At 70.9% G+C, this 24,737-nt stretch carries 26 protein-coding genes and 1 tRNA gene; 19 read left to right on the top strand and 8 right to left on the bottom strand.

The genetic code is table 11. From position 1 onward, the window contains the following. Nucleotides 1-299: 299 nt before the first annotated feature. Both LX15_RS08945 and LX15_RS08940 read left to right on the top strand, forming a co-directional pair. A complete protein-coding gene (locus LX15_RS08945; protein ID WP_253669022.1) occupies nucleotides 300-1,475 on the top strand; it encodes an alpha-hydroxy-acid oxidizing protein in 1,176 nt (391 codons plus the stop codon). Between the two features lie 266 nt (nucleotides 1,476-1,741). Further along, nucleotides 1,742-2,899, top strand: coding sequence for an endonuclease/exonuclease/phosphatase family protein (locus LX15_RS08940; RefSeq protein WP_253669070.1), 1,158 nt, complete (start codon nucleotides 1,742-1,744; stop codon nucleotides 2,897-2,899). Here the strand turns inward: LX15_RS08940 and LX15_RS08935 are convergent. After that, complete coding sequence (locus tag LX15_RS08935; RefSeq protein WP_253669021.1) at nucleotides 2,813-3,784, bottom strand: EamA family transporter; 972 nt, start codon at nucleotides 3,782-3,784, stop codon at nucleotides 2,813-2,815. The genes LX15_RS08940 and LX15_RS08935 overlap by 87 nt on opposite strands. 94 nt (nucleotides 3,785-3,878) lie before the next feature. Between LX15_RS08935 and LX15_RS08930 the strand changes: the two genes are divergently transcribed. Continuing rightward, nucleotides 3,879-4,487 carry a MarR family winged helix-turn-helix transcriptional regulator gene (locus LX15_RS08930; RefSeq protein ID WP_308213432.1) on the top strand — a complete coding sequence of 203 codons (609 nt, stop codon included), beginning with the start codon at nucleotides 3,879-3,881 and terminating at the stop codon, nucleotides 4,485-4,487. Between the two features lie 90 nt (nucleotides 4,488-4,577). Here LX15_RS08930 and LX15_RS08925 read toward each other — a convergent pair whose 3' ends face one another. After that, nucleotides 4,578-6,299: a bifunctional metallophosphatase/5'-nucleotidase gene (locus tag LX15_RS08925; protein WP_253669020.1), complete on the bottom strand. Its 1,722-nt coding sequence runs from the start codon at nucleotides 6,297-6,299 to the stop codon at nucleotides 4,578-4,580. A 181-nt stretch (nucleotides 6,300-6,480) separates the two neighbouring features. Between LX15_RS08925 and LX15_RS08920 the strand changes: the two genes are divergently transcribed. From LX15_RS08920 to LX15_RS08905, 4 genes are all read left to right on the top strand, one after another. Then, nucleotides 6,481-6,912 carry a MarR family winged helix-turn-helix transcriptional regulator gene (locus tag LX15_RS08920; protein ID WP_253669068.1) on the top strand — a complete coding sequence of 144 codons (432 nt, stop codon included), beginning with the start codon at nucleotides 6,481-6,483 and terminating at the stop codon, nucleotides 6,910-6,912. 32 nt (nucleotides 6,913-6,944) lie between these two features. Continuing rightward, nucleotides 6,945-7,029: transfer RNA gene (locus LX15_RS08915), tRNA-Ser, on the top strand. A 120-nt stretch (nucleotides 7,030-7,149) separates the two neighbouring features. Continuing rightward, nucleotides 7,150-7,323: a hypothetical protein gene (locus LX15_RS08910; protein WP_253669019.1), complete on the top strand. Its 174-nt coding sequence runs from the start codon at nucleotides 7,150-7,152 to the stop codon at nucleotides 7,321-7,323. Continuing rightward, nucleotides 7,320-7,625 (top strand): hypothetical protein, encoded by a 306-nt coding sequence (locus tag LX15_RS08905; RefSeq protein ID WP_253669018.1) that lies wholly within the window; start codon nucleotides 7,320-7,322, stop codon nucleotides 7,623-7,625. The genes LX15_RS08910 and LX15_RS08905 overlap by 4 nt, the downstream gene beginning before the upstream one ends. Nucleotides 7,626-7,873: 248 nt before the next feature. Here the strand turns inward: LX15_RS08905 and LX15_RS33495 are convergent, their stop codons facing one another. The 3 genes from LX15_RS33495 to LX15_RS08890 all read right to left on the bottom strand — a co-directional run bounded on the left by LX15_RS33495 (nucleotide 7,874) and on the right by LX15_RS08890 (nucleotide 11,161). Further along, nucleotides 7,874-8,659, bottom strand: coding sequence for a DUF397 domain-containing protein (locus LX15_RS33495; protein WP_372502515.1), 786 nt, complete (start codon nucleotides 8,657-8,659; stop codon nucleotides 7,874-7,876). A gap of 235 nt (nucleotides 8,660-8,894) precedes the next feature. Next, entirely contained in the window at nucleotides 8,895-9,638 is a 744-nt protein-coding gene (locus tag LX15_RS08895) for a GntR family transcriptional regulator (RefSeq protein WP_253669017.1), read from the bottom strand. Nucleotides 9,639-9,955: 317 nt separating this feature from the next. Further along, nucleotides 9,956-11,161 (bottom strand): helix-turn-helix domain-containing protein, encoded by a 1,206-nt coding sequence (locus LX15_RS08890; protein WP_253669016.1) that lies wholly within the window; start codon nucleotides 11,159-11,161, stop codon nucleotides 9,956-9,958. 149 nt (nucleotides 11,162-11,310) lie between these two features. Here LX15_RS08890 and LX15_RS08885 point away from each other — a divergent pair, with 149 nt between their 5' ends. From LX15_RS08885 to LX15_RS08860, 6 genes are all read left to right on the top strand, one after another. Continuing rightward, on the top strand, nucleotides 11,311-11,931 hold the full coding sequence (locus LX15_RS08885; protein ID WP_372502514.1) for a bifunctional DNA primase/polymerase: 621 nt from the start codon (nucleotides 11,311-11,313) through the stop codon (nucleotides 11,929-11,931). 256 nt (nucleotides 11,932-12,187) lie between these two features. Further along, nucleotides 12,188-12,652 (top strand): hypothetical protein, encoded by a 465-nt coding sequence (locus LX15_RS08880; RefSeq protein ID WP_253669014.1) that lies wholly within the window; start codon nucleotides 12,188-12,190, stop codon nucleotides 12,650-12,652. A 317-nt stretch (nucleotides 12,653-12,969) separates the two neighbouring features. Continuing rightward, on the top strand, nucleotides 12,970-13,233 hold the full coding sequence (locus LX15_RS08875; RefSeq protein ID WP_253669013.1) for a hypothetical protein: 264 nt from the start codon (nucleotides 12,970-12,972) through the stop codon (nucleotides 13,231-13,233). Further along, nucleotides 13,234-14,190, top strand: coding sequence for an ATP-grasp ribosomal peptide maturase (gene tgmB / locus LX15_RS08870; RefSeq protein WP_253669012.1), 957 nt, complete (start codon nucleotides 13,234-13,236; stop codon nucleotides 14,188-14,190). It abuts the gene before it with no gap. A 322-nt stretch (nucleotides 14,191-14,512) separates the two neighbouring features. After that, on the top strand, nucleotides 14,513-15,403 hold the full coding sequence (locus tag LX15_RS08865; RefSeq protein WP_253669011.1) for a methyltransferase domain-containing protein: 891 nt from the start codon (nucleotides 14,513-14,515) through the stop codon (nucleotides 15,401-15,403). A gap of 52 nt (nucleotides 15,404-15,455) precedes the next feature. Next, nucleotides 15,456-15,980 (top strand): DUF6624 domain-containing protein, encoded by a 525-nt coding sequence (locus LX15_RS08860; RefSeq protein WP_253669010.1) that lies wholly within the window; start codon nucleotides 15,456-15,458, stop codon nucleotides 15,978-15,980. A gap of 149 nt (nucleotides 15,981-16,129) precedes the next feature. Here the strand turns inward: LX15_RS08860 and LX15_RS08855 are convergent, their stop codons facing one another. Beyond that, the gene (locus LX15_RS08855) at nucleotides 16,130-16,378 is read right to left on the bottom strand and encodes a hypothetical protein (protein WP_253669009.1); all 249 of its coding nucleotides are present in this window, start codon (nucleotides 16,376-16,378) and stop codon (nucleotides 16,130-16,132) included. A 533-nt stretch (nucleotides 16,379-16,911) separates the two neighbouring features. On the opposite strand from LX15_RS08855, the gene LX15_RS32330 reads away from it, so the two are divergent. Continuing rightward, the gene (locus LX15_RS32330) at nucleotides 16,912-17,034 is read left to right on the top strand and encodes a hypothetical protein (RefSeq protein WP_301304237.1); all 123 of its coding nucleotides are present in this window, start codon (nucleotides 16,912-16,914) and stop codon (nucleotides 17,032-17,034) included. A 252-nt stretch (nucleotides 17,035-17,286) separates the two neighbouring features. Continuing rightward, nucleotides 17,287-18,186, top strand: coding sequence for a putative protein N(5)-glutamine methyltransferase (locus tag LX15_RS08850; RefSeq protein ID WP_253669008.1), 900 nt, complete (start codon nucleotides 17,287-17,289; stop codon nucleotides 18,184-18,186). A 57-nt stretch (nucleotides 18,187-18,243) separates the two neighbouring features. Here the strand turns inward: LX15_RS08850 and LX15_RS08845 are convergent, their stop codons facing one another. After that, nucleotides 18,244-19,452, bottom strand: coding sequence for a beta-ketoacyl-[acyl-carrier-protein] synthase family protein (locus tag LX15_RS08845; RefSeq protein ID WP_253669007.1), 1,209 nt, complete (start codon nucleotides 19,450-19,452; stop codon nucleotides 18,244-18,246). Nucleotides 19,453-19,745: 293 nt separating this feature from the next. Between LX15_RS08845 and LX15_RS08840 the strand changes: the two genes are divergently transcribed. Next, nucleotides 19,746-20,015 carry a hypothetical protein gene (locus LX15_RS08840; RefSeq protein WP_253669006.1) on the top strand — a complete coding sequence of 90 codons (270 nt, stop codon included), beginning with the start codon at nucleotides 19,746-19,748 and terminating at the stop codon, nucleotides 20,013-20,015. Beyond that, on the top strand, nucleotides 20,012-20,479 hold the full coding sequence (locus LX15_RS08835) for a PIN domain-containing protein (RefSeq protein ID WP_253669005.1): 468 nt from the start codon (nucleotides 20,012-20,014) through the stop codon (nucleotides 20,477-20,479). The genes LX15_RS08840 and LX15_RS08835 overlap by 4 nt, the downstream gene beginning before the upstream one ends. 144 nt (nucleotides 20,480-20,623) lie before the next feature. On the opposite strand, the gene hisC is transcribed toward LX15_RS08835, so the two are convergent. Then, entirely contained in the window at nucleotides 20,624-21,676 is a 1,053-nt protein-coding gene (gene hisC, locus LX15_RS08830; protein WP_253669004.1) for a histidinol-phosphate transaminase, read from the bottom strand. 123 nt (nucleotides 21,677-21,799) lie between these two features. Between hisC and LX15_RS08825 the strand changes: the two genes are divergently transcribed. Then, nucleotides 21,800-22,504 carry a dienelactone hydrolase family protein gene (locus LX15_RS08825; protein WP_253669003.1) on the top strand — a complete coding sequence of 235 codons (705 nt, stop codon included), beginning with the start codon at nucleotides 21,800-21,802 and terminating at the stop codon, nucleotides 22,502-22,504. A gap of 173 nt (nucleotides 22,505-22,677) precedes the next feature. Then, a complete protein-coding gene (locus tag LX15_RS08820) occupies nucleotides 22,678-24,711 on the top strand; it encodes an acetoacetate--CoA ligase (protein WP_253669002.1) in 2,034 nt (677 codons plus the stop codon). Nucleotides 24,712-24,737 lie beyond the last annotated feature (26 nt).

Raw genomic sequence — 24,737 nt, 5'->3', positions numbered from 1 at the left:
GCCCCGGCCTCGGCGCCCGGCCCAGGCGCGGTGCACCCTCGACGATAGGCCCGCGCGCCGGGCCGCGTGTCCGGCCCCCGCCGTCGCCCCCTGCTCCCAGGCCTCGGTCGTCATCACCTCCCTTCCTGTCGGCATCTGACCCTCGCGTCCGCACCCGGGCCGGCGACCGGACGCGGGCTGGGGCGCTTCTACACCCTTCGGGCGATGATCTGGATCTTCCGGCGGGCGACGTGCGAAGGTCGGGCCCGTGTCCCGCCGCGCCGGGTGCCCGCGCGCGGCCCCACGGGAGGGGAGCGAGCGTGGCCGGCCACTTCGGCGACTTCCAGTTGGAGATCTACCTCAGGGGCGCGGCCGGGGAGCGTCCCGAGCTGCCGATCACCTATGACGAGCTGGAGAGCGCCGCCCGGGGCGCGATGTCCACGAAGGCCTTCGCGTACGTCGCGGGAGGCGCTGGCAGCGAGCGCACCCTGCGGGCCAACCGGGCCGCGTTCGACCGGTGGCGGCTCGTGCCCCGGATGGTGCGTTCGGTGACCGAACGGCAGTTGGCCACCGAGGTGCTGGGCACGACGATGGCCGCGCCCGTGCTGCTCGCCCCTGTCGGCACCGCCAGCGTCATCCATCCCGAGGCGGAGCGGGCGCAGGCCCGCGCCGCCGCCGACCTCGGTCTGGTCAGCGTCCTGTCGACGGCGTCCTCCACGCCGATGGAGGAGGTCGCCGCCACCGCGCCGGACGCCGCCCGCTGGTTCCAGCTCTACTGGCCGAACGACCCTGAGCTCGCGGAGTCGCTGGTGCGCAGGGCCGAGGCCGCCGGCTACCGCGCGATCGTCGTCACCGTCGACACCTGGACCATGGCCTGGCGTCCCCGCGACCTCGCCCTCGGCCACCTTCCCTTCCTGCACGGGCACGGCCTGGGCAACTACTTCTCCGACCCGGTCTTCCGGTCGCGCCTCGCCGCGCCGCCCGAGGCCGGCGAGGAGGCCCGGCGGGCGGCGGTCCTCGCCTTCACCGGACTGTTCGGCAACCCCTCCCTGACCTGGGCGGACCTGGCCATGCTCCGCTCGTGGACCGCGGTGCCCGTCCTCGTGAAGGGGATCTGCCATCCCGACGACGCCCGCGCCGCCCTGGACGCCGGAGCGGACGGGGTGATCGTGTCGAACCACGGCGGGCGCCAGGTCGACGGCGCCAGGGCGGCGCTGGACTGCCTGGTCGACGTGGCGGACGCCGTCGCCGCCAGGGGACCGGTGCTCTTCGACTCGGGGATCCGCTCCGGGGCGGACGTCCTGGTCGCGTTGGCCCTGGGGGCGGACGCGGTGCTCGTCGGCAGGCTCTGGGCGTACGGGCTGGCGCTCGCCGGCCACCGGGGCGTCGTCCACGCGCTGCGCGCCCTGCTCGCGGAACTCGACCTCACGATGGGGCTGGCCGGGTACCGCAGCCCCGCCGACCTCGACCGGAAGGCCCTGTCCCACGACCGGTGACCGGCGCGCCCACCCGGGGCCGCGCCCGGCCGGGCCCCGGACAACACCTGACGTTCATCCGGCGCTCGCCTCGGCGTTGGCCGGCTCTGCCAGGGTGGACCAGGGGCGACGCGGGGATCGGCGGCCTGGTCGGCCGAGCAGGGGCGGCCGTCCGGCCGGGTTCCCCGGTCGCGCCCCGCCGAGGAGGTGTGGTCGTGGGTCGTCGCCAGCGAATCGTCGTGTGGGCCGCCGGTGTGGTGGCCGGTGTGCTCGCCGCCGTGTCGGCGATGCCCACGGCCACCGCGGCGGCCGAGCCGCGCGCCGGGTCCGGCGCGGTGCGGTTCGCCACCTTCAACGCCTCCCTGAACCGCTCGGAGGAGGGCCGTCTCCTCGCTGATCTGTCCACTCCGGACGATCCGCAGGCCAGGAAGGTCGCCGAGGTCCTGCAACGGACCCGGCCGGACGTGGTGCTGCTCAACGAGTTCGACTTCGTCGAGGGCGGGCGCGCGGTCGACGCGTTCCACCGCAACTACCTGGAGGTGGGGCAGGGCGGGGCCAGTCCCCTCCGGTACCCGTACGCGTGGACCGCTCCGGTCAACACCGGGGTGCCCTCCGGCTTCGACCTGAACAACGACGGACGTGTCGGCGGGGGAGACGACGCGTGGGGCTTCGGCCTGTTCCCCGGCCAGTACGGCATGGTCGTGTTGTCCCGGCATCCGATCGACACCGCCGCGGCGCGCACCTTCCAGCACTTCCGGTGGCGGGACATGCCGGGGGCGTCGCTGCCGGACGACGTCGGCACGGCGCGGCCCGCCGACTGGTACTCGGACGAGGAACTCGCCCGGTTCCCCCTCTCCTCGAAGTCGCACTGGGACCTGCCGGTCCTGGTCGGCGGCCGCCGGGTCCACCTCCTGGTGTCGCACCCGACCCCGCCCACCTTCGACGGGCCGGAGGACCGGAACGGCCGCCGCAACCACGACGAGATCCGGTTCTGGGCGGACTACGTGCGGCCCGGCCGGGCCGACTACGTCTACGACGACGCGGGCCGACGGGGCGGCCTCCCGGCCGGGGAGCCGTTCGTGGTCGCCGGGGACCAGAACGCGGACCTGCTGGACGGGGACAGCGTCGACGCGGCGATCGACCAGATCCGACGCGCTCCCCGGGTGATCGACCCGTTCCCGGGCAGCGCGGGCGCGGCGTGGGCCGCCGTGCTTCAGGGTGGCGCGAACTCCAGGCATCGCGGCCCCTCCTTCCTCGACACGGGAGACTTCGACGACCGTTCCGTGGGCAACCTCCGGGTGGACTGGGTGTTGCCGTCCCACCCCCTGTCGCCGGTGCGCTCCGGCGTGTTCTGGCCGCTACACGGAGACCCGCTGTCCCGGCTGAACGACGCCTCCGACCACCACCTCGTCTGGGTCGACCTGCTCGTCCCCGGGGCGCGGTGAGGCCGCGTGCCGCTGCCTGCCTGGCTGCGGGGCCTGGGTGGCCGCCCGCTGGCCCACCAGCACCGCGCCGAGCACCAGGGCGGCGCCGACCACCTGCGCCGCCGTGAGCGCCTGGCCGAGCACCGCCCACCCCAGCAGCGTCGCGACCAGCGGGTTGACCAGCGCTAGCAGGGACGTGACCGTGGCGGGCAGCCGCCGCAGGCCGGCGAAGAACACCGCGTAGGCGAACGCTCCGCCCAGCACCGACAGCCAGGCGAACCCGGCGAGGGCACGTCCGTCCAGCGCCGGCGGCGCTCCCTCCACGCCCACGGCGAGGACGACCAGCACCAGCGAGCCGCCGAGTAGCTGCCACGCGGCCGCGGTGAGGCTGTGCACCCCGCTGGGCAGGCCCCAGCGGCGGGTGAGCACCACACCGAACGCCATGGTCAGCGCGGTGCCGATGCCCGCGGCCACGCCGACCGGGTCGAGCGAGGCCGAGCTGCGCAGCACGAGCAGGGCCACGCCGGCCGTCCCCACGAGCGCGGAGACCACCTGCCCCGCGCGCGCCCGCTCACCGAGCAGTGCCGCGGCGAGCACCACGACCAGCAGTGTCTGCACCGAGCCCAGGATCGCGGCGACGCCGCCGGGGAGCCGTTCGGCGGCGACGAACAGCAGGGCGAAGAAGGCGCCGATGTTGAGCGTGCCGAGCAGGAGCGAGCGCCACCACCAGGACCCTCTCGGCAGGCCCGGTCTCAGGGCGATGAGCAGGAGGCCGGCGGGCAGGGCGCGGAGCGCCGCGGCCCAGAGCGGATGTCCCTGCGGGAGCAGGGTCGCGCTGACCAGGTAGGTCGTGCCCCACAGGGCGGGGGCGAGCGCGGTGCGCAGGAGCAGAGCCGTGGTGCCCATGACGTCCTCTCGAATTCGAGTTTCTCGACGTCGAGGAGTGTGGGCGCACGGGTGCCTCGATGTCAAGAAACTCGACGCCGTGCAGAATGGGAATGTGCGCGAAGGTGTGAACGGAGACCCGGGGCCGGCCCCGCAGGGCCAGGAGCCGGCGGGGACGGGTCAACAGCGGGGACGACGGCGGCGGCAGAGCCCGTTCGAGGACGCGGTCGCCGCGATCATCGAGCAGTGGCGGAGGGAACGGCCGGACCTGGACCCGTCGCCGATCGGGGTCGTCGGCCGGCTCGGCCGCCTGGCCGTCCTGATCGACCGCGGCCTCGCCCAGAACTTCGCCCGCTTCGACCTGTCCGGGTGGGAGTTCGACGTGCTGGCCGCGCTCCGCAGGTCGGGCGAGCCGTTCCGGCTGACCGTGGGCCGCCTCCAGAGCACCATGATGATCAGTTCCGGCACGATGACCCACCGGCTGGACCGGCTGGAGAAGCGGGGTCTGGTCGAGCGGGCGCCGGACCCGACGGACCGGAGGGGCGTGCTCGTCCAGCTCACCGCCGGCGGCAGGGAGGTGGTCGACGAGGCGGTGGTCGCCCACCTGGACCGGGAGCGGCAGCTCCTGTCCGGCCTGGACGAGTCGGGGCAGCGGCAGCTCGCCGACCTGCTCCGGCGGTTGTTGGTGCACCTCGGGGACACCCCGACCAGCACGCAGGCCTGACCAGGGTCGCCGGCACCCGCGGAGGGCCGGCTACGAGAAAGGCGGGCCCGTGGGCCGCGAGGACCCACGAGCCCGCCGGTCGACGCGTGGTCAGGCCGCCACGGAGATCCGGTCGGTCGGCGGGGGAGCGACACCGGGCCGCGCCCTCAGGTACGCCAGGAACGCGTCCAGGTCGACCGCCCCTCCGGTCACCTCGGTTCCCTTGGTCAGCTCGGTGAACCCGTCGCCGCCTCCAGCGAGGAAGTTGTTCACCGTCACGCGGTACTTCGCGTCCGCCAGGACGGGCTGACCGTCGATCGTGAGCCCGGAGACCTTGGAACCGACGGGCGCGGACGCCGACCACGTGTAGCGCAGCCCGGCCGACGGCTGGAGCACCCGGGTGACGATCTTCCCGTCGGGCGTCGTCTGCCATTGCTGCTCCAGCACGGCCTTGAGCTGCGCACCGGTGAGCGTGAGTGTTTGCAGGATGTTCCCGAACGGCTGGACCGCGTAGGCCTCGCCGTAGGTCACGACACCGTCGCCCTCGCCGGCGCCCGAGGAGGCGAACACCAGGTCCGCGCGCACCCCGCCAGGGTTCATGAGGGCGATCCGCGCGTTCGCGCCCTTCGTCGCCTCGACCTGCGCGTCCGCGAGGAGGTTCCCCAGCGGGGACTCCCCGGAGGCGACCGGGGACCGGGGGACGTCCGCGGTGATCGCGCCCACCCGCTCGTTCGCGATCGGCGCCGACTTCGCCCGCGCCTCGCCCACCAGCGCCTCGACCGCCCTGTCGGCGGGGACGTCCCTGGTGACCACCTGGTTGAACGCCCTGGTGGCCGGGCGGATGACGTCCCTGGTCCTCCGGTCGACGCGCACGTCGACGACGGACAGGATCCGGCCGAACGAGGCGCCCTGCACCATCGGCCGGGGCTGGCCAGCCGGATCCGTCACGGTGCACACGTACTGCTGGTGGCTGTGCCCGGTGAACACGACGTCGACCTTCGGCGTCACCTTCTCGGCGATGAGGCGCGCCGGCCCCGGCGTGGTGCGGCAGTCGTTGGGACCGCCGCCCTCGGTGTTGTCCCCCTGGTGCAACAACACGACGATCGAGCGCACGCCCATCCGGTCGAGGAGGTCCGCGTAGCGGTTGATCGTCTCCACCTCTCCCGCGAACCGCAGGCCCTTGACGGCGTCGGCCGACACGACGCTCGGCGTGCCCTCCAGCGGCAGGCCGATCACCCCGACCGGCACTCCGCGCACCCAGGTCACCGTGAACGGGGCCGCGGCGGGAAGGCCCGAGTCGGCGAAGGTCATGTTGGCCGCGAGGTACGGCCAGCGCGCGCCGCGGAAGTCGGGGCGGAAGCGGCAGCCGTCGACGGGATGGCAGCCGCCGTGCTGGACCCGCCGCAGTTCGCGGTAGCCCTCGTCCAGCTCGTGGTTGCCGACGGCCGACGCGGACACGCCGAGCTGGTTCAGCAGCTCGATCGTGGGCTCGTCGTGGAACAACGCCGAGGCGAGGGGCGAGGCGCCGATGTTGTCACCGCCCGACAGGACGACCGACGCGCGCGACTGCTCCCGCAACCGGCGCACGTGCGTCGCGAGGTATGCCGCGCCACCCGCCTCCACGGTGCTGCCGTCGGATAACGTCACCCGCCCCGACGAGCCCGACGGCGGCTCCAGGTTCCCGTGGAGGTCGTTGAACGCGATCAGCCGGATCTCCTCGGCTCCCGCGCCCCTCCCCTGGTCGGCGGCGGCGGCAGCAGCGGGAGCGGCGACGAGCGCGAGCGCGGCCGCCAGCGCCGACGCGCGCCGGAGCAGCCGAGCGGACAGGGCCATGGTCTCCTCCCCTCGCGCCCGGAGAGGGCGCATGGCGCAGGAGTGTGCCGGCCCTGTCCCGCCCGCACCAGGGCGTGGCGGCGAACACGTCGAAGCCCGTGGCCGGCCGCGGTGAAGGGCCTAGCCTGGTGGGGTGACCGCTGCCGCTGGATCGGAACCGCGCTGGCTCGACGACGACGAGATGCGCGCCTGGCGCGCGTACATCGTCGGCAGTCAGATGCTGGAGTACCGGTTGCACCGCGATCTCGCCGAGTCGCACGACCTGGCGTTGGCCGACTACGAGATCCTGGTGCGTCTGTCCGAGGAGCCCGACCACCGGATGCGGATGAGCCAGCTCGCGAGCACGGTCGCCTCGTCCAAGAGCCGGGTCTCGCACCAGATCGCGCGGATGGAGGCGGCGGGGCTGGTCGAGCGGACCGAGTGCCCCAGCGACGGCAGGGGCGTGTTCGCCCATCTCACCAGGAAGGGGTGGGAGCTGCTCCAGACCGCCGCCCCCACCCACGTGGACGGCGTGCGGAAGAACCTGATCGACCTGCTCGATCCGGAGGAGCGGGCCGTGCTGGCCCGGATCTTCGAGCGTGTGATCGGTCACCTCCGGGGTTCCGGCTGCTGATTGTCCGCGCAGCCAGTTACGCTCCCGGACCTGGAAGCGTGGCAGAGCGGCCGAATGCACCCGCCTTGAAAGCGGGAGACCCGCGAGGGTCCGGGGGTTCGAATCCCTCCGCTTCCGCTGCGGCCCCTCTGACCTGGGGATACCCGGGTCAGAGGGGAGTTTCCGTAGTGCACGGTTGAGCGGCACAGCGCTTCCAGTGCACACGCCTGGTGACACTTCGACACCAGGTTGGAGACCATGAAGAAGATCGACTACGTGTTCCCGTCCCCCAAGTGGGGGCCCCTGGCGCGGGAGTGGCGAACGTCACTGGGGTTCGGCGACAAGTCGCTCGACACGGTGCGGGTCCACCTTCAGCGGCGGCGACTGCTCGGCGAGGGGGCGTTGTCCGGGACTGAGGGGGCGGCCCAGTGACCACCGTCCTGCTCGGTACCGAACGGATGACGCTCCGGCTCCGCTCGGGCGCCTACATCCCCCTACCTCCGGGTGAGTGGGGGCTCATCGCGAAGGAGTGGGGCCGGTCCCTGCTCGCCGACAACAAGTCGGAAAATACTATTCGTATTTACATGCACGCGTTGCGTCAGCTTGGCGAATGGGCATCGGCTCAGACCACCCCCCAAGGTAAGAGTGTCGCCGCTGGGTATGCGCCTGCCGAGATGACCGCCTCGGTCATGCGCGCGTATATGCGGCGTTGCTTGAAAGACATCCGCGGGTAACGCGCACACTCACTTCCGGAGTCTACGAACCTTCTGGAACTGGTTGGAAGAAGAGGGGGAAATTGACCGCTCCCCCATGCATCCCATGAAGGCGCCACACGTCGAGGAAAAACATCCGCATCGTCACCTATGAGATGATGGGGCCTTGTTGTCGACGTGCTCAGGAAAAGATTTCGTCGACCGTTGAGACGAGGCTATTCTGCGTACCCTGTGGGATACCGGCGGGCGTCGCAAAGAAATCGGATCGCTCACCCTCGACCTCGACCGTGACTGCATCCTCGTGCATGGAAAGGGGCGTCGTGATCGCGTGATCCCGCTCGGCTACAACACGATCCGGTCAACGTGGGAGCACTGCGGACAGTCTTGACGAAGAACTTCAGCATCCACAGCCACCACGTCAGCTTCCGCGACTGACCGTAGACAGCGAGCGCCCCCCCGGCGAACGCGTGTTCGCCGGGGGGCGCCCGTCTAGTGGTCCACTGGTCGAGGTCGAGGGCACCGGACTTTGCCGTCTCGATGAACGCGGACCAGGAACCATGCGTGAACGCCAGGACCGGCCCAGCGAGGTTCTTACTGTCGCGGACCATGGTTGAGGTGCGACAGGACCCCACCTCGACGCACTGTTCCGGGTTGCCGGCACTGTGGCTTGCCGCCATTGTAGGCGGCCAGAGAAATCCATTGATGGGGACAGTGGGCAGCCTCGTGTCCAGAGGGATGATCCCCAACCGCACCGTGGGTAGACTGAGCAGCGCGAGGAGTCGGTCGATCTGGGCCACCATGACGTCAGGTGGACAGACGAAGTACCGAACGGCAGACTCGCACATGAGCAGCTCGATACGTTTCGCACTGTCATACAGGGCGCGTTGCCGTTCGAGTCGAATACGAACCGCTTCGTCGGTGTCGCGTGGCGTTTGATGAAACTTCGCCAAAGAGACGAAAACGTGCCGTGTGTATTCGGCTATCTGAACCAGTCCAGGAACAATTACAAGTTCAAACGCTCGGATGGTGGAGGCGAACCTTCTTCCAAGGTTCATGTGAAACCTTATGTTCGTGCGGTCCGTTTTGATGCATGGCACCTCGTCCGCCTTGACCGGTCTTCGGTTAGCCCGTACACGATGATGGCGCTCAGTAGTCAGATAGCTACCGCGTGAGACTAGCGACTTCCTGGACAAGGTGAACACCCCGACGAACGAGGTTCGGCGGGGTGTTTGTTCGACAGCCGGGGGTTGGTTGAGGTTGGACGTTTTGGTACGTGGGCGTCTACCGGTGCTACTCGGCGGGGATCTCGTAGACGAGCCGGACCTGATCCCCCGCGAGGACGATGTCGTTCAGCTCCACCGGCTTCGCTGGGCTCCCGGCGTACGCGATGCGCGTGATCGCGAAAACAGGTGTGCCGGGCAACAGTTGCAGCGTCTCAACCTCGGCGGCCGACGGCATGCGCACCGCGACTTCCTCGACGAAATGGCTGAGATGGTGGCCTGCTTCTTCCAGTCGTGCGTACGTTCCGCCCGGCCCCGATTCCTCCTCTTCGATCTGCATGCCATGGGTGATCGACCTTGGGAGCTGCGACGTGGCGAGCTGCATCGGCCTTCCGTCTGCGCTCATGATCCGCTCACGGCGAAGGACACTGTCGCCTTCGGCGATTTGGAGAAGCTCCGCGGTGCGTGTGTCAGCCTGTCCAACTGACACTCGAACCTGCACAGACGGCGTGAAGCCTGCCTGTGTCGCATCGGAGAGGAACGCGCCGCGCCCCTGCTTGCGTTCCTCACGCGAGAGCCGCGACCGAGCCAAGCGGCGAACCTCGCTTCGAGGGCGGACACGTGTCCCCTGACCGCGCTCGACCAGAAGCAGGCCCTCGGCGACGAGCGAAGACACAGCCTGACGCACGGTGTTTCGGCTTACGTCGTACTGTTCTTGAAGCTCCGGCTCCGTGGGAAGTCGTTGACCAGGCCGGTACTCACCCGCCTCGATCTTCTCGCGGAGTGCGTCGGCGATCTGCCGCCACTTGGTCATGCTCTGCTCCATCCGTGTGGCCCCGACGTACCTGCCATGACCCTCTCGCCCGGGGCCGCCTGCTCAGCTCTTCCTCGGGTCTACTCCCCTCTTGAACCGACACGCCCTTTTACTACTTGCATTGGTTGGCACGTACCAACGTGCCAGCCAAGCGGGCTCGTTGACCCCGCCCCTGACCGGTCACCGGTGCCGCACCCCACAACCACAGGAGGGCGACTGTGAGGATCAGGTTCCAAGGGGCGCTACCACCAACGAGCGAAGCGGCAGAACGGAGAGCGCCCCGGCGATGTCCAGTTCACCGGCGAAGGGTCGGCGCCTCAGACGGTCCTGACCAGCCCCATCCGTTCGGCCAGTCCGAGCAGCTCGCGCCCGCCTGAGTCGCGACGCGATCGCTCGATCATCTCCGTGACCATGCTCCGGACGAAGACGTTGTTTCGAGTACGCAGCGGCGCGAGTTGCTCAGCGCGGCGAAGCAGCTCGACCACGTCCCGGTCCGGTCGCCGGAGTCCTGCCAGGGACCGGGCGTAGTCGATGAAGAACGCCGCCCTGCGAGACCGCAGCGGGATCGTCTCCGGGGCGAGTTGCTCAGCGACCTCGGCTGCCACGACCGGGTCCTCTGCTTCCAACGCGATGGACATCCGCCAGAGGTCGACGTTGGCGGTGCTGAATCCCAGCCAGAACGCGTTCGGGTGTTCCACGCGCTGGGCAAGGTTCCTCGCCTCAGCGATCTCGGCGTCAGCCTGCCCGGACTCCGCCGTGACGGCGCAGAAGCCGGCGGTCAGAATGGACGTGCCGTAGACCTGGATGCTCTTGTCGTCGTCTGCCCGGAGCCCCTCCGCCGCTTGCCGGGCGTGCTCGTGTGCTTCGTCGTAGGCACCCAGTGAGATGAGCGCCTGCGTGTAGGCGAAAGCCGCAACGCCTCCCCACAGCGGGTCGCCCAAGCGGTCAGCGGCTTGGCATCCCCGCTGCGCCGCGTTCCACGCGAGCAAACCTTCCCCGAGGTTGCGGACGAGCAGAGTCGTGACCTGACAAGCCAGGACCAAGCACCGTAGGGCTTCATGCCTGTCGTCTCCGGTGCCCTTCACAGCGGTTGCGTGCAGGTCAACCAGAAGCGATGGCAGAGCGCGGCCCACCTCGACGTACTCGCAGGCTTGCCGTGCGTCGGCGACCCTAGCTGTCTCGGCTTTCAGCTCAGTGACCGGGCGCTGAGGCGCGACGCGTGTGTGGTCAAGGCTGGTTGTCACCAAGGCGAACTGGATGTCGGGAATCGCGGCGTGCACATCGCTGTCGCCTTGGCCGCTGGGCACGAAGGTGCCGGTGAGGTCGCCGACGCTACACCTCAGAGCATTAGCGATCTTGGCAAGCGTCGAACGCCGCTCGACCGCCTGCCGCCCGTTCTCGATGCGAGAGAGGTACCCCTTGCTCAGGCCGCTGAGGCCGGCAAGCGCGTCGAGTGTCATGCCGCGCCAGCGGCGCATCCGCCGGATGGCCGTCCCGATCTGGGGTGCCTCGCCAGTGGTCATGACCTGACGGTACGTGCGCCCGAACGGGTACACCAGCCTCGAGTTTCCTCTGAGGAAACCTCTTCTGCTGTCAACGTCCTAGCTTCGCGTCTCTCTCGATCACCTTCTGTCTCTCATTGAGGAGGGCAGGCGCGTTGACGAAACCTCACATGGCTCGTGGCGAAGCTCCTACGGGAGACGGCCGAGTGGACAGGACGGTCCATCCGTGGGCGCGCCGGGCGGATGCCGCGGTGGACTACGCCCGTCACGGGTGGAAGCTGTTACCGGGTGCGATCTGGGACGGACGCCACTACACCCGCGGCCACCACACCCGAGTAGTGAGTGATCTTGAGCCGGTCCTGCCCGTCGAGCGGGCGACGTCCGACCTGTACCGGGTGTCGCGGTGGTGGCGAACGGCTCCGTGGTCGGTGCTCGCCGTCACGGGTGAGAAGTTCGACGTGATCACCGCGCCCACGACGGTCGCCATGGCAGCCACGCACACGATGCCATGGCGGCACAACCCGTGCCCAGTCGCGGTGTCGCCGAGCGTCGTCCGCTTCTTCGTCGCCCCGGGCGCTGCCCTCCGCCCTGACCTTGCCACCGTGCCCGGTGTCGAGGTGCTGCCGGCCGGGTCGCTCGTGCCGCTGCCGCCGACCCCGGTCCGCTGTGGCGTGGTGACGTGGTGGGTCTCGCCGTCGTCCCTGGGATGGCGGCTGGGGTCGTCGCTGGCGGTGCAGGCCGCGCTCGTCGCGGTCACGCAGTGGCCGACGACGTCGCCGAGCCGAGGGTGACGTGTTCCCCGTGTGGCTCGCCCTGTGGCAGTCCGTCGTCATGGGTGCCGCGCTCGCCGAGTTATTGATCCTTGTGGCGAGGCTGCCCCTTCTCGCTCGCTGGGCGGATCGGATCGCTAGCTGGTTCTGGTGGCGCTCCTACGAACGCCGGATGCGGCGGAACCGCCGCTGGTAGCGCAGTTTCCCCTTTCCTTCCTTTCTCCTTTCTCACTTCCGGCCAGCCGCGAGCTGTGCGGCGTGCCCAGGGAGAAGACTCATGAACATCACCGTGATCCTCGCCGTGGTCGTCAGTGCCAGTGTCATCGCGACGTTATGGCCGATGATCCGCCGGCGACCCCAGCACGCCGGTGCCGGTGAGGGGACGCTCACCGTTGCCACCCTCGCCCGTCGAGCAACGGCTCGTCACCACCTTCGGCGTGTCGACGATGAGCCCGACGACGGAGCGGCCGAGCGAACCCTCACATGGGCGCCTGAGGAGAGTGAGCCGGTTGCTGTCCCCATCGACCCGGCCGACTGGACACCGTCCCGCATCCGCCCATACGTCCGACACCACAACTGGGTCGACGGTCGGTTCTTCGACATGGTGGGCGCACCCACCGCCCAGCTTCCCCGGCTCGACGAGCACACGGACTTGCCCGCGCTCGTGATGGCGGACTGGTTTCCGACCGGCCTTCCCGTTCCGATCCTGTCGACGGGATGTCAGCCCGTGGCGAGCGGGTGATGCCGTCGTGGGCATAGTCCTTTGGTACGTGCGTTCGCTCGCTGACCACGACGCCCACCTCGCCACCCCGGAGCCTGACAGCAGGCTCGTGAGGGACCGCTGCCGCGGCGAGGTGTGGCGTCCGTTGGTCGCCATCCGTCGCCCTGCCGACCCTCAGCAGGCTTGCCGAGTCTGCCTCGGCCTCGCTCGGACGCTCACGAAGCGAGAGAAGCAGGAGGTGAAGCGAACCCCGAAACGCCCGGAAAGACCTCGCGCTATCGACAAAGAACCAGAAGAGTAATCGGGTAGACACCTGGAGTGACTGAACGGAGTGAGTTATGCCGGTCATCGATGATCCCGTGATGGCGGTGTGCCACCGTATGCCGCTGCTCTCGCCGGCCGATCGGCCTGCCGAGCCCGAGGTTTCCCACGGTGTGGTCCCGTTCGGGATGCGGTTCGCCGTCGTGCCCACCCCACTGACCGGCGGCAAGCACAACAAGACCTATCAAACCCAAACCCGCCAAGAGGCGACCACCTACAACGAGGACGGCCGTGAGGTGACCGTTCAGGACAACGTCGAGGTCGAGGTCGAGGTCGACTGAGTGATTCTCATCTTGACGCAAGCCGGCGACCTGACCGCAGAGCGCGTCCGCGCCGTGCTCGACGAGCGCGGCCTGCCCAACCTGCGATGCGACTTCGCCGACTTCCCCGAACGCCTGTCGTTCGCGGCGACCGGCCCAGGAACGTCCTGGGCCGGTCGGCTCGTCTACGACGACTGCGAGGTGTCCCTCGCCGAGGTCACCGCCGTCTACTACCGGCGCCCGACCGGGTTCCGGTTTCCCGACCATCTGACGGGTGAGGTTCGCCGGTTCGCCGCCCGTGAGGCCCGCCACGGGTTGGGCGCACTCGTGTTGTCGTTACCGGGAGTGTTGTGGGTGAACCATCCGTCCAAGGTGGCCGACGCCGAGTTCAAGGTGACGCAACTGAGGATCGCCGCGGAAGTCGGGATGCGTGTCCCACGCACTCTCGTCACCAACCGCGCCACCGACGTTCGAGCGTTCGCCCGCACAGTCTCCCGGCTCGTGTACAAGCCGCTCAGCTCTCCCGTGATCAAGGGCGACACCACTCGTCTGATCTACGCGACTGTCGTCGACCCCGCCGACCTCGACGACGACGCCATCGCGTTGACAGCCCACCAGTTTCAGGAGTGGGTGCCCAAACGTTACGACGTGCGGTTGACCGCCGTCGGACACCGCTTGTTCGCGGTCGCCATCCATGCTGCGTCCGAAGCGGCCTACCTCGATTGGCGCTCCGACTACGACGCCCACACCTACGAACCGGTCGATGTGCCCTCCCATATCGCTGAGGCCGTCGCGGCGTACCTCCGGCGCTTCGACCTCGTGTTCGGCGCCTTCGACTTCGTCGTCACCCCTGAGGGCGAATGGTGGTTCTTGGAGTGCAACCCGAACGGCCAGTGGGGTTGGATCGCCGCCCACACCGGTCTACCCATCGCGTCTGCGGTCGCCGACGTGCTCACCGGAAGGACAACGTGTGACTGACGTACCGGACAGCGAGTGGCGCTCCCGAGCGGAAGCGCTGGTGTCGACGCTTGTCGAGCGGGGTGACCTCGTGAGCCAACACTGGCGGGCCGCGTTCACCGCCACGCCCCGACACCTGTTTGTGCCCCGTGTGCTGCGCCTGGTCGACGGGGGCTATCGAACCTTGACGGGAGACGGTCCGGGGAGCCGGGAGGAGTGGTTGTCCGCGGTCTACTCCGATGACTCCCTGGTGACCCAACACAAGCCCCACGCGGGCGGGTACCGGCTGCCCAGCGGTGAACCGCTCCACGTGCCGACCAGTTCGAGCACCATGCCCTCACTCATGGCCCGAATGCTCGAAACCCTCGACGTGCGCGACGAACACCGCGTGTTGGAGATCGGAACCGGCACCGGCTACAACGCGGCGTTGCTGTGTCACCGCCTCGGTGACCACGCTGTCGCCAGCGTCGATATCGACCCCGACCTCGTCGACACCGCCCGCGACCGGCTCGCCTCCCTCGGCTACCGCCCCGCGCTGGTCACCGGCGACGGCGCCGACGGGGTGGCCGAGCACGGCCCGTACGACCGGATCATCGCGACGGCGGCAGTGCCCGAGATCCCCACCGCGTGGATCAAGCAACTCGCCCCCGGCGGGAAGATCCTCGCCAACGTGCGCGGCAACCTCGCCGGCGGCACGCTGTGCCTGCTGACCAAAGAGGACGACGACGAGGTGATGGGGCGGTTTCTCCCGATGGGTGGCCACTTCATGTGGCTGCGCTCGGACGTCGACAACCCGCACGGCCCCGACGAACACCCCGTCGAGCCGGTCATCGACCGGGAGGGTAGCCGCACCACCACCCGGCTCGACCCCGTCGACCTCGACGACGACGGGTTCCGGTTCCTGCTGCAACTCGCGCTCCGCCGCGTACGGGCGATAGGGCGTGGACGCCAACCCGACCCCGTTGACGGCGGCGACCGCGAGTTCGTTCTGCTTGCCGGCTCCGACCGATCACGGGCGGAAGTCCTCATCGAACCTGAGCCAGACGGTCTCCGCCGCGTCGCCCAAACTGGTCCCCGACGGCTGTGGGACACCGTCGAAGCCACAGCACTGCTATGGCATGACCTCGGTCGCCCCACACCCGACGAGTTCGGACTCGTGGCGAACAACGACACACAGTTCGTGTGGTTGCGTCACCGGGACGCATGGCACCGGTGGCCGCTCCCACTCGTGTGACCCGACCGTGCGCCAGCGCTCGTCGTCGTCGGCGGCCGGGTATGCCAGCAGCATGGCCAGCACGCCCCAGCGACCCGACCTCGCCGCTGAGCTACGCCAGCGAGCCGACCGTGACCAGCGGGCACGGCGCGCATTGAGCATCCCTCCCACCCCCGACGAGTGGGAGGCATGCCGTGTCATCGACCTCGACAACTACACGTGGCTTCGCGGGTTGATCGCCGAGCATGGATGGCCAGATGCCGATCTCGTCGGAGCCGACGGCGCACACGCCGCCTGGTTGATCGCTCAACACGCACCACACAACCTGCAACAGCAGTGGCTTCCCCTGCTGCGGAACGCCGTCGAACGAGGTGCGGCCGACCCCGTGGATCTCGCCTACCTCGACGACCGGGTGCGGACAGGGGAAGGACGACCCCAGCGGTACGGCACGCAATGGCGCGTCCGAGGTGGAGAACGCCGCCTTGAACCCGTTGACGACCCCGAACACCTCAACGACCGGCGTCGCACGCTTGGGCTTTCCCCGATCAGTACCGCCGACCTCGCCGACGTGTGGCCACACTCCGACTCGGCCCCATGACTCCGCCAAGGGGCTAACAGGAGAGAACCATGTACACGATGCGCCCGGCGTGCTGACCGAGGTCGACGGCGCGCTCGCTGGCCACGCGAGGAAATGAGAGAGGAACGTCGAACGGCGCCCCCACCCGACTGGGTGGGGGCGCCGTTCGTTCACCCGGATCGCTTTGGTCCGGTGAGGTAGGTCGGGGGTCGCGCCGAGCCGAGCAGCACTCGCGGGAGCCATGTGGGCAGTCGGTCCTCGACGGCGCGGGCGAGCGGGTAGACGACCCCGACGACCACGGGGACGACGAGCACCTCGGCGACACCGCCGAGCGCCCGGTGAGGTAGGCGGGGGCGCCGACGCTCACCAGCTACGCGACGAGAGCCGACCACCCGGCCGGGACGAGGGTCCGCAGCCATGCGACGACACGATCGGGCATGGAGTTCTCCACAGGGTGGGGACAACGGTGGGGATAACTCGAACGAGTGTTCGATGGGGATGTTCGGGGTCCGACCCCGGCCAGCACGGCGTGTTCGCCGCGCGCAGCACCGGCCTTTCGAGGCCGGTGAGGATCCAGGGACAACGGCTTGAACTGATCGTCTGAGAACACGGAAGCGGGAGACCCACGAGGGACCGGGGGGTCGAATCCGTCCGCTTTCGCAGAAGGCTCCTGACCTGCCACGACGGCCGGTCAGGGGCTTCGTCGCGCCGCGCGTCCGACTCCGGCTCGGCCGCTCGATCGGCGCGCCGCCCTCCGCTCGTGACTGGGCGCGCTCCCGCGTCGGCGCACGTCCAGAAGCTCGCGTCCGACGGCGTTGTCTCTGTCACTCCTGTCGACCCCGACGCCGAACCTGTGGCATCAACGAAGGAGCACAGGTGATCAACTGAGGGGGTCCGTGTGTCCGGTTGCCGCGACTGCTCGGCGTGTACCCGTTCCGCTCTGATCAAGTTCGTGCGGGTGTTCCTCGTGGTGTGGTGGGTCTGGATCTTCAAGCTCGTCATGCGCACGTGCCCCCACTGCTCGCACACGATGCTCAAGCACCAGCTCCGCGCGGACGGGTCCTTCCGCGACTGACGCCAGCCTCGCGCCCGGGCGGGGGCACCCGGGATGACCTGGCCTCACCGGGATCGGCCGGTTCGCCCTCGCCCGAGCGGGAGGGAGAGCGCCCATGCCCCCGTTCGGGTAGTGTCCGACGTCGTTCAGCGGATCCTTCGAGGAGGTGAGACCCATCAACGCCATGTCAGGCCGGGTGCTCTCGCCTCACACCCGCGAGGCCGTCACGACCAGGTGACCGGAGAGCGCCCTTGGGTATCCCGAAAGGCTCTCGTGTCACTCTCCCCGTCTACTCGCGCCCTGTCCGCCGTCGTCTCCCGGCTCCGCGCCGCTGGCTGCGTCTTCGCCGAGGACGAGGCCGCGTTGCTCGTCGCGGAGGCGCGCACCCCGGCCGACCTCGCCGCCCTGGTGGAACGGCGGGTCGCCGGGCTCCCGCTGGAGCACGTCCTCGGCTGGGCCGAGTTCTGCGGCCTGCGGGTGTCGGTCGACCCCCGCGTCTTCGTCCCGCGCCACCGCACCGAGTTCCTGGTCCGCCAGGCCGCCGCCCTCGCCCAGCCGGGCGCTGTCGTCGTCGACCTGTGCTGCGGGTCGGGCGCGGTGGGCGCGGCCCTGCTCGCGGCCCTCGGGCGGATCGAGTTGCACGCCGTCGACGTCGATCCCGTCGCCGTGCGCGTCGCCCGCCGCAACATCGCTGGTCGCGGGCACGTCCACGAGGGCGATCTCTACGAACCGCTGCCGCCCGCGCTGCGGCGCCGCGTGGACGTCCTGGTCGCGAACGCACCCTACGTGCCGACGGACGAGATCGACCTCCTTCCGCCGGAGGCCCGCCTCCACGAGCCCGCCGTGGCGCTCGACGGGGGAGCCGACGGGCTCGACATCCACCGCCGGGTGGCCGCGTCGGCTTCCCGCTGGCTGACCCCGGGCGGGCACCTCCTGGTCGAGACGAGCGCCCGTCAGGCCCGCGGAACGGCACGGATCTTCGCCGACAACGGTCTCGCGGCCCGGATCACCAGGTCCGAGGACCTCAACGCCACCGTCGTCATCGGAACCGCGCCCGGAGTGGCGAACAGCGGTTCGCGTCGTGCTCGGAGCAGAGGAAGCGATGGTGGAGATTCCCTGAGGGCGAAGGCGGCGGCCGATGCCCGGCGCGCCGCCCGTCCGGTTTCCGCGTGAGCCCCCGTCCGCTTCCTCCCCGCCGGCATCGGCCGGGAGGAAGCGGACAGGGCGCGGTCAGGCGCGCGTGAACGCCAGACAGACGTTGTGCCCGCCGAAGCCGAAGGAGTTCGCCAACGCGGCCCTCCAGTCACCGTGTCGCGCCTTGTCCCGCACCACGTCGAGGTCGACCTGGGGATCCAGCTCCTCCAGGTTCCTGGTCGCGGGAACGACCCCGTCGCGCAGCGCGAGCAACGCGCTGATCGCTCCCAACGCGCCGGAGGCGCCCAGGAGGTGGCCCGTCATCGACTTCGTGGCCGTCACGGCCGCGTGCTTCCCCACGGCCTCCGTGATCGCCTGAGCCTCGACGGGGTCGCCGTGCTGCGTCGAGGTGGCATGGGCATGCACGTGGTCGACGTCCTCCGGCCGCAACCCCGCCGACGCCAACGCCAGGCGCATCGCCCGCGCCTGGTCCGACGCCTCGGACGCCACGATGTCGTACGCGTTGGAGGTCAGCCCCGCGCCGGCGAGCACGCCGTGGACGCGCGCCGACCGGGCCCGGGCGAACTCGGCGCGTTCGAGGACCACCATCGCGGCGCCCTCGCCGAGCACCAGGCCGTCCCGCCCCACGTCGAACGGGCGCGACGCGCCCTCCGGGTCGTCGTTGCGCCGCGACAGCGTGCGCGCCTGGGCGAACGCCGCCAGCGGCAGCGGGTGCAGGCACGCCTCGGCCCCGCCGGCCACGACGACGTCGGCCCGGCCGAGCCGGATGAGGTCCAGCCCCATCGCGATGGCCTCGGCGCCGGACGCGCAGGCGCTGACCGGCGTCCTGGCTCCGCCACGCGCGCCGAGTTCCAGGCTCACCCACGCCGCGGGCCCGTTGGGCATCAGCATCGTCACCGCGTGGGGCGACACCCGGCGCGGGCCGGACCGCTGGAGGACCTCGTTCTGCCCGAGCAGGGTCAGGACTCCGCCGACGCCGGTGCCGACCACCACGGCCAACCGTTCGGGCTCGACCTCGGGCCGGCCGGCGTCCGCCCACGCCTCCCGCGCGCTGACCAGCGCGATCTGCTCGCAGCGGTCCATCCGCCTCGCCGTCACCCTGTCCAGCGTCGTGCTCGGTTCCACCCTGAGCGGGGCGCCCAGCCGCACCGGCAGCTCCTCGGCCCACTCCGCGTCGAGCGCGCGGACGCCGGACTCGTTCGCCAGCATCGCCGCCCAGGTGGCCGGCGCGTCGCCCCCCAGGGGGGTGGTCGCGCCGATCCCGGTTACCACCACGTCACGCACGTCGGTTCTCTTCCGTGAGGGGACAACGACAGGGACAGACCAGGCGTCCACGCCGAGGGACGGCCCGTGATCTCGGGCTTCGACTCTGCCAGCGCCGGAGCGCGGGAACGAGGTGGCGCGCTGACCGACTTGCCCCGCGAAACTTGGCGGCCGTTCACAATTCCCGGCCGGTGAAACGCCCAATCGGTCAGAAACCACGCGGGCGGGCCGAGCGCTGGTCAAGCGCTGTCCCCCGGGAGGGCGTCTCCCGGCCGTGTCACGGGCGGACCCGGGGGAGGAGAGCCGGGCGTACCGTGAGCGACGTGGGCACCTACCGGCTCGCGCTGGGGAGTGATCGCCGTCCGTCGCTGCCGGACGCCCTGCTCGACGAGGCCGGGCTGCCGGCCGCCGGGGAGCTCGTGGCGTACGTGGCCGGCCCCGGCCGGATCGTCCTGGAGGCGCCGGGGGCGGCGCTCGCGCGCCTGCGAGCCGCGGTGGCCGAGGGCAAGCGCCGCCGACGCCGCGCCGACGACCTGGAGACCTCCCTGTTCACCGACCGGTCCGCCGACGCGAGCCGGGAATGACCGCCCGCCGCCAGCTCCCCCGGGGACCGGTCCTGGTCGACGCCTCCTTCGTGCTGGCGCTGCTCGACGACGACCGGGACGCCGGGCGGTTCGCGGACGTCCTCTCCCGCGCGGCGATCACCGCGATCAACTACGGCGAGGTGCTGCACACCCTCCACGACCTGGCCGGCTTGTCACCCGAGCAGGTGGAGTTCGACCTCGCCGCCACGGGCCTCACCGTCCACCCGGTCGACGGAGCGGACGCGCTGCGCTTCCCCGAGCTGCGACGGCTCGACGCGAAGGCGCGGAGAGCCGCCGGCGTCGGCGCGGCCGGCGGGCTCTCCCTCGGCGACGTCTGTTGCCTGGCCAGGGCGTGGAGCACGGGTCTGCCGGTCCTGACCGGCGACAAGCACTGGCTGGCCGTCGCCGCGGCCGGGCTGCCGGTGCCGGTGTTCGACTTCCGCGCTGCCGACCTGCGGACCTGACCTGCCGCCGCGTGTCGGCGCGGCTCGGTGTGAACCGTGTGTCCCGTCGTTCAACCGAAGCCCGTCGTTCAACCGAAGCCCGTCGTTCAACCGAAGCCCGTCGGCCAGCCGGAACCCCGTCCGTCGCAGCCCCGCCCAGCCGGGTCAGCCCGGGAAGGACCGGGCCGCCGAGAGGAACGCGTCGTTCTCCTCGCGGGTGCCGATGGTCACGCGTGCGCCGTCACCGGCGAACGCCCGCACGACGACCTTGTTCTCCAGGCAGTGCTCGTTGAACGCCTGGGTCCGCTCGCCCAGCGGGAGCCACACGAAGTTCGCCTGCGTCTCCGGCACCGCGAAGCCCAGCGACAGCAGCTCGGAGCGCACCCGCTCCCGCTCGGCGACGACGTCGCGGCACCGCGCGAGCAGCTCGTCCTCGGCGTCCAGCGAGGCGATGGCCGCCGCCTGCGCCACCGAGTTCACGCTGAACGGCACGTAGACCTTGCGCAGGGCCGCCGCCACCTCGGGCGCGGCGACGCAGTACCCGACCCGGAGCCCGGCCAGGCCGTACGCCTTCGAGAAGGTCCGCAGGACGGCGACGTTGTCCCTGCCCCTGGCCAGCTCGACGCCGTCGGGCACGTCCGGGTCGGTCACGAACTCGCGGTAGGCCTCGTCCAGCACGACGAGCACGTCCCGCGGCACCGTGTCGAGGAACCGCTCCAACGCGTCCCGCCGCAGCGGCGTGCCCGTGGGGTTGTTGGGGTTGCAGACGAACACCAGGCGCGTGGCCGGGGTGATCGCCCTGGCCATGGCGTCCAGGTCGAGGCCGTGCTCCTCGGTCAACGGGACCCGGGTCTGCCGCGCGCCGACCACCTGCACGATGAGCGGGTAGGCCTCGAACGAGCGCCAGGCGAACACCACCTCGTCGGCCTCGCCGCAGGTCGCCTGCACGAGCTGCTGGCACAGGGTCACCGAGCCGCACCCCACCGCGATCCGCTCCGGGGCGACGTCGAGCCGGGTGGCGAGCCGGTCGACCAGCGCGGTCGCCGCGGTGTCCGGGTACCGGTTCATCTCGGTGGCGGCCCTGGCGACGGCCTCGACGACGCTGGGCAACGGGCCGAGGGAGACCTCGTTGCTGGCCAGCTTGATGGCGCCCGCGACGGTACGTCCCGGGACGTAGCCGGGCAGCCGGTCGAGGTCGGCGCGGATCCGCACGATCATGTCAGCTCCTCGCTGTGTCGCTCGCTCGCCGCGCACGGTATCGGTCCGATCCGCCGGTGCACAGGGGGTGACACGGGCCGCTGACGTTGACTGGAGTTCACCCCGGCGTGGTTGGGTGGAACCATGACGGAGATCCGGACCGAGACCTTCCCGCTCACCGACGGCAGCGAGCTCCGGCTGACCGTCGCCGAGCCGGAGACCGCCGTCCGCGGCGGACTCGTTGTACTGCACGAGGCCCGTGGTGTCACGGACGCGGTGCGCGGCCTGGTGAGCAGCCTGGCGGAGGAGGGCTGGCTCGCCGTCGCGCCCCATCTCTACCACCGGGACGGCGCGGACGAGCTGGACGCCGCGGACGGGGACGACCGGGTCCGCGACCAGGTGAACCGGTTGTCCGGCGAGTCGGTGCTCGCCGACACCGACGCCTCGTTCGTGTGGCTGGCCGAGCACGGCGTGCGGGACGACCAGATGGGGGTCGTCGGCTACGGGCTCGGCGGGTCCGTGGCGATGGTCGTGGCCGCCAGCCGGACCCTGGGCGCCGCGGTGACCATCAGCGGCGGCGGGATCCTGTCCCCGGTCTCCGAGGGGCTGCCGTCGCTGGTCGAGGTGGCCGGCGAGCTGACCTGCCCCTGGCTGGGGATCTACACCGACGCCGACCCGTCGGTCCGGCACGAGGACGTGGAGAAGCTGCGCGAGGCGGCCTCGACGGCCGGGGTCGCCACGGACGTCGTGCGGTACCCGGCGCCGGTCGACCCCGCCGAGGACGACGCCAAGGCCGCGGCCGACGCCTGGCAGCGGACCCTCAACTGGTTCGACTCGCACCTGCGCTGACGCGCGGGGGCGGGAGGGGAGACTCCCCTGCCGCCTCCGCGCCGGAGCGGCCGCCGTCGGCGGCGGCGTGCTGTCCGCCGAGCGAACACCCTGCTCACACCGACAGCCCGCCCCTGGCGGTGGTGTGGCTCCGACCCCTTCTCCGGGGCGTCCTGATCGGCTAGGAACGGGGCATGACCGAGAACCCGGCCGACAACGGCGTCGTCGCACCGGAGTTGCTGTGGCAGCCCGATCCCGAACGGGTCGCGCGGAGCCGGGTCGCGGCGTTCCGCCGCTGGCTCCGCGAGCACCGCGACCTGGACCTTCCCGACTACTCCTCGTTGTGGCAGTGGTCGGTGGACGACCTGTCCGGCTTCTGGGGCTCCTTCGCCGAGTTCGCCGACGTCCGGTTCCACGAGCGCCCGCGCGCGGTGCTCGACAGCGAGACGATGCCCGGGGCGCGCTGGTTTCCCGGCGCGACGTTGAACTACGCCGAACACGCGCTCCGCCCAGGAGAGGGCCGCGCGGACGCCGACGAGGCCGTGGTGTTCCTCCGCGAGGACGGGCACACCGAGCGGCTCACGTACGGCGAGCTGCGGTCGCGGGTCGCGGCCGTGCGCGCCGCCCTCGCGGGGCTCGGCGTGGGCCGGGGGGACCGCGTCGTCGCCCTCGCCCCCAACTGCCCGGAGACGCTCGTCGCGTTCCTGGCCGCCGCCAGCCTCGGCGCCGTCTGGTCGTCCTGCTCGCCGGACTTCGGGGTGAGGGCGATCACCGACCGCTTCGCGCAGATCGAGCCCACGGTGCTGGTCGCGGTCGCCGGCTACCGCTACGCGGGCCGGAGCTTCGACGTCCGCCCGACGATCGAGCAGCTCAGGGCGGCGATCCCGAGCCTGCGCGGGACCGTGCTCGTCGACTACCTCGGCGACGGGGCGACCCTGCCCGACCAGCCGCACCCCGTCCTGCCCTGGTCCGACCTGCTGACCCGGCACGCGGGCGCGGAGCTGGCCTTCGAGGCGGTGCCGTTCGACCACCCGCTGTGGGTGCTGTACTCGTCCGGCACGACCGGCCTGCCCAAGGGCATCGTGCAGGGCCACGGCGGCATCGTGCTGGAACACCTGAAGGCGTTGGCGCTGCACTGCGACCTGGGGCCGGGGGAGCGGTTCTTCTGGTTCACCACCACCGGCTGGATGATGTGGAACTTCCTGATCTCCGGTCTGCTGGTGGGCGCGACGGTGGTGCTGTTCGACGGCAGCCCCGGCCACCCCGACCTGCGGGCGCTGTGGCGGATGGCGGAGGAGCACCGGGTCACGTTCTTCGGCACCTCGGCGCCCTACATCCAGTCCTGTCTCAAGCAGGACCTCCACCCGGCCAAGGAGTTCGACCTCTCCGCCCTGCGGGCGGTCGGCTCGACCGGCGCGCCGCTGACCCCGGAGGGGTTCCGCTGGCTGGTCGACTCGGTCGGCCGGCACGTGCAGATCTGCTCGGTGTCCGGCGGCACGGACGTCTGCACCGCCGTCGTCGGCTCCGCGCCGGACGTGCCGGTCTGGCTGGGCGAGATCTCCTGCCGGATGCTCGGCGCCGACGTCGCGGCCTACGACGAGTCGGGGCGCCCGGTCCGGGACGAGGTGGGCGAGCTGGTGATCACCAAGCCCATGCCGTCGATGCCGGTGTGCTTCTGGAACGACCCGGACGGCGCCCGGCTGCGGGAGGCCTACTTCGAGACCTACCCGGGGGTGTGGCGGCACGGCGACTGGATCCGGGTCACGCCCCGGGGCTCCTGCGTGATCTACGGGCGGAGCGACTCCACGCTCAACCGCGGGGGCGTGCGGATGGGCACCAGCGAGTTCTACCGGGTCGTCGAGGGCTTCGACGCGGTGCTCGACTCGCTCGTGATCGACACCTCCGGCGCCGGCGAGCCGGAGGGGGAGCTGCTGTGCTTCCTCGTGCTCGCGCCCGGCGTGGCGCTGGCCGACGTGGAGCCGGAGCTGCGGGCGGCGTTGCGGTCCCAGTTGTCGCCCCGGCACGTGCCCAACCGGTTCGTCGTCGTCGCGGACGTGCCGCGCACCCTCAACGGCAAGAAGTGCGAGGTGCCGGTGAAGAAGATCCTCGCGGGCACCCCGCCGGAGCGCGCCGTCAGTCGGGACGCGCTCGCCAACCCGGACGCGCTGCGCCCGTTCCTCGCCTTCGCCGGGCAGGACCCGACCCGGGGCGCGGAGGGCGCCGGCTGACCTCCGCCACCTCGCGGTGTGGTTTT

The sequence above is a fragment of the Streptoalloteichus tenebrarius genome (genome assembly GCF_024171885.1).
GTDB classification, from domain to species: Bacteria; Actinomycetota; Actinomycetes; order Mycobacteriales; family Pseudonocardiaceae; genus Streptoalloteichus; species Streptoalloteichus tenebrarius.
The sequence above is the reverse complement of the archived record's forward strand: the minus strand, read 5'-3'. Positions and strand labels throughout refer to the sequence as shown.

What these genes read in the sequence shown, in the direction of transcription:
- LX15_RS08940 (WP_253669070.1), top strand. Translation starts at nt 1,742, where the DNA reads ATGCCCACGGCCACCGCGGCGGCCGAGCCGCGCGCCGGGTCCGGCGCG.
- LX15_RS08935 (WP_253669021.1), bottom strand. Translation starts at nt 3,784, where the DNA reads ATGGGCACCACGGCTCTGCTCCTGCGCACCGCGCTCGCCCCCGCCCTG.
- LX15_RS08925 (WP_253669020.1), bottom strand. Translation starts at nt 6,299, where the DNA reads ATGGCCCTGTCCGCTCGGCTGCTCCGGCGCGCGTCGGCGCTGGCGGCC.
- LX15_RS08920 (WP_253669068.1), top strand. Translation starts at nt 6,481, where the DNA reads ATGCGCGCCTGGCGCGCGTACATCGTCGGCAGTCAGATGCTGGAGTAC.
- LX15_RS08910 (WP_253669019.1), top strand. Translation starts at nt 7,150, where the DNA reads ATGAAGAAGATCGACTACGTGTTCCCGTCCCCCAAGTGGGGGCCCCTG.
- LX15_RS33495 (WP_372502515.1), bottom strand. Translation starts at nt 8,659, where the DNA reads ATGAACCTTGGAAGAAGGTTCGCCTCCACCATCCGAGCGTTTGAACTT.
- LX15_RS08895 (WP_253669017.1), bottom strand. Translation starts at nt 9,638, where the DNA reads ATGACCAAGTGGCGGCAGATCGCCGACGCACTCCGCGAGAAGATCGAG.
- LX15_RS08890 (WP_253669016.1), bottom strand. Translation starts at nt 11,161, where the DNA reads ATGACCACTGGCGAGGCACCCCAGATCGGGACGGCCATCCGGCGGATG.
- LX15_RS08885 (WP_372502514.1), top strand. Translation starts at nt 11,311, where the DNA reads ATGGCTCGTGGCGAAGCTCCTACGGGAGACGGCCGAGTGGACAGGACG.
- LX15_RS08880 (WP_253669014.1), top strand. Translation starts at nt 12,188, where the DNA reads ATGAACATCACCGTGATCCTCGCCGTGGTCGTCAGTGCCAGTGTCATC.
- LX15_RS08875 (WP_253669013.1), top strand. Translation starts at nt 12,970, where the DNA reads ATGCCGGTCATCGATGATCCCGTGATGGCGGTGTGCCACCGTATGCCG.
- LX15_RS08865 (WP_253669011.1), top strand. Translation starts at nt 14,513, where the DNA reads ATGGCCCGAATGCTCGAAACCCTCGACGTGCGCGACGAACACCGCGTG.
- LX15_RS08860 (WP_253669010.1), top strand. Translation starts at nt 15,456, where the DNA reads ATGGCCAGCACGCCCCAGCGACCCGACCTCGCCGCTGAGCTACGCCAG.
- LX15_RS08855 (WP_253669009.1), bottom strand. Translation starts at nt 16,378, where the DNA reads ATGGCTGCGGACCCTCGTCCCGGCCGGGTGGTCGGCTCTCGTCGCGTA.
- LX15_RS08835 (WP_253669005.1), top strand. Translation starts at nt 20,012, where the DNA reads ATGACCGCCCGCCGCCAGCTCCCCCGGGGACCGGTCCTGGTCGACGCC.
- hisC (WP_253669004.1), bottom strand. Translation starts at nt 21,676, where the DNA reads ATGATCGTGCGGATCCGCGCCGACCTCGACCGGCTGCCCGGCTACGTC.
- LX15_RS08825 (WP_253669003.1), top strand. Translation starts at nt 21,800, where the DNA reads ATGACGGAGATCCGGACCGAGACCTTCCCGCTCACCGACGGCAGCGAG.
- LX15_RS08820 (WP_253669002.1), top strand. Translation starts at nt 22,678, where the DNA reads ATGACCGAGAACCCGGCCGACAACGGCGTCGTCGCACCGGAGTTGCTG.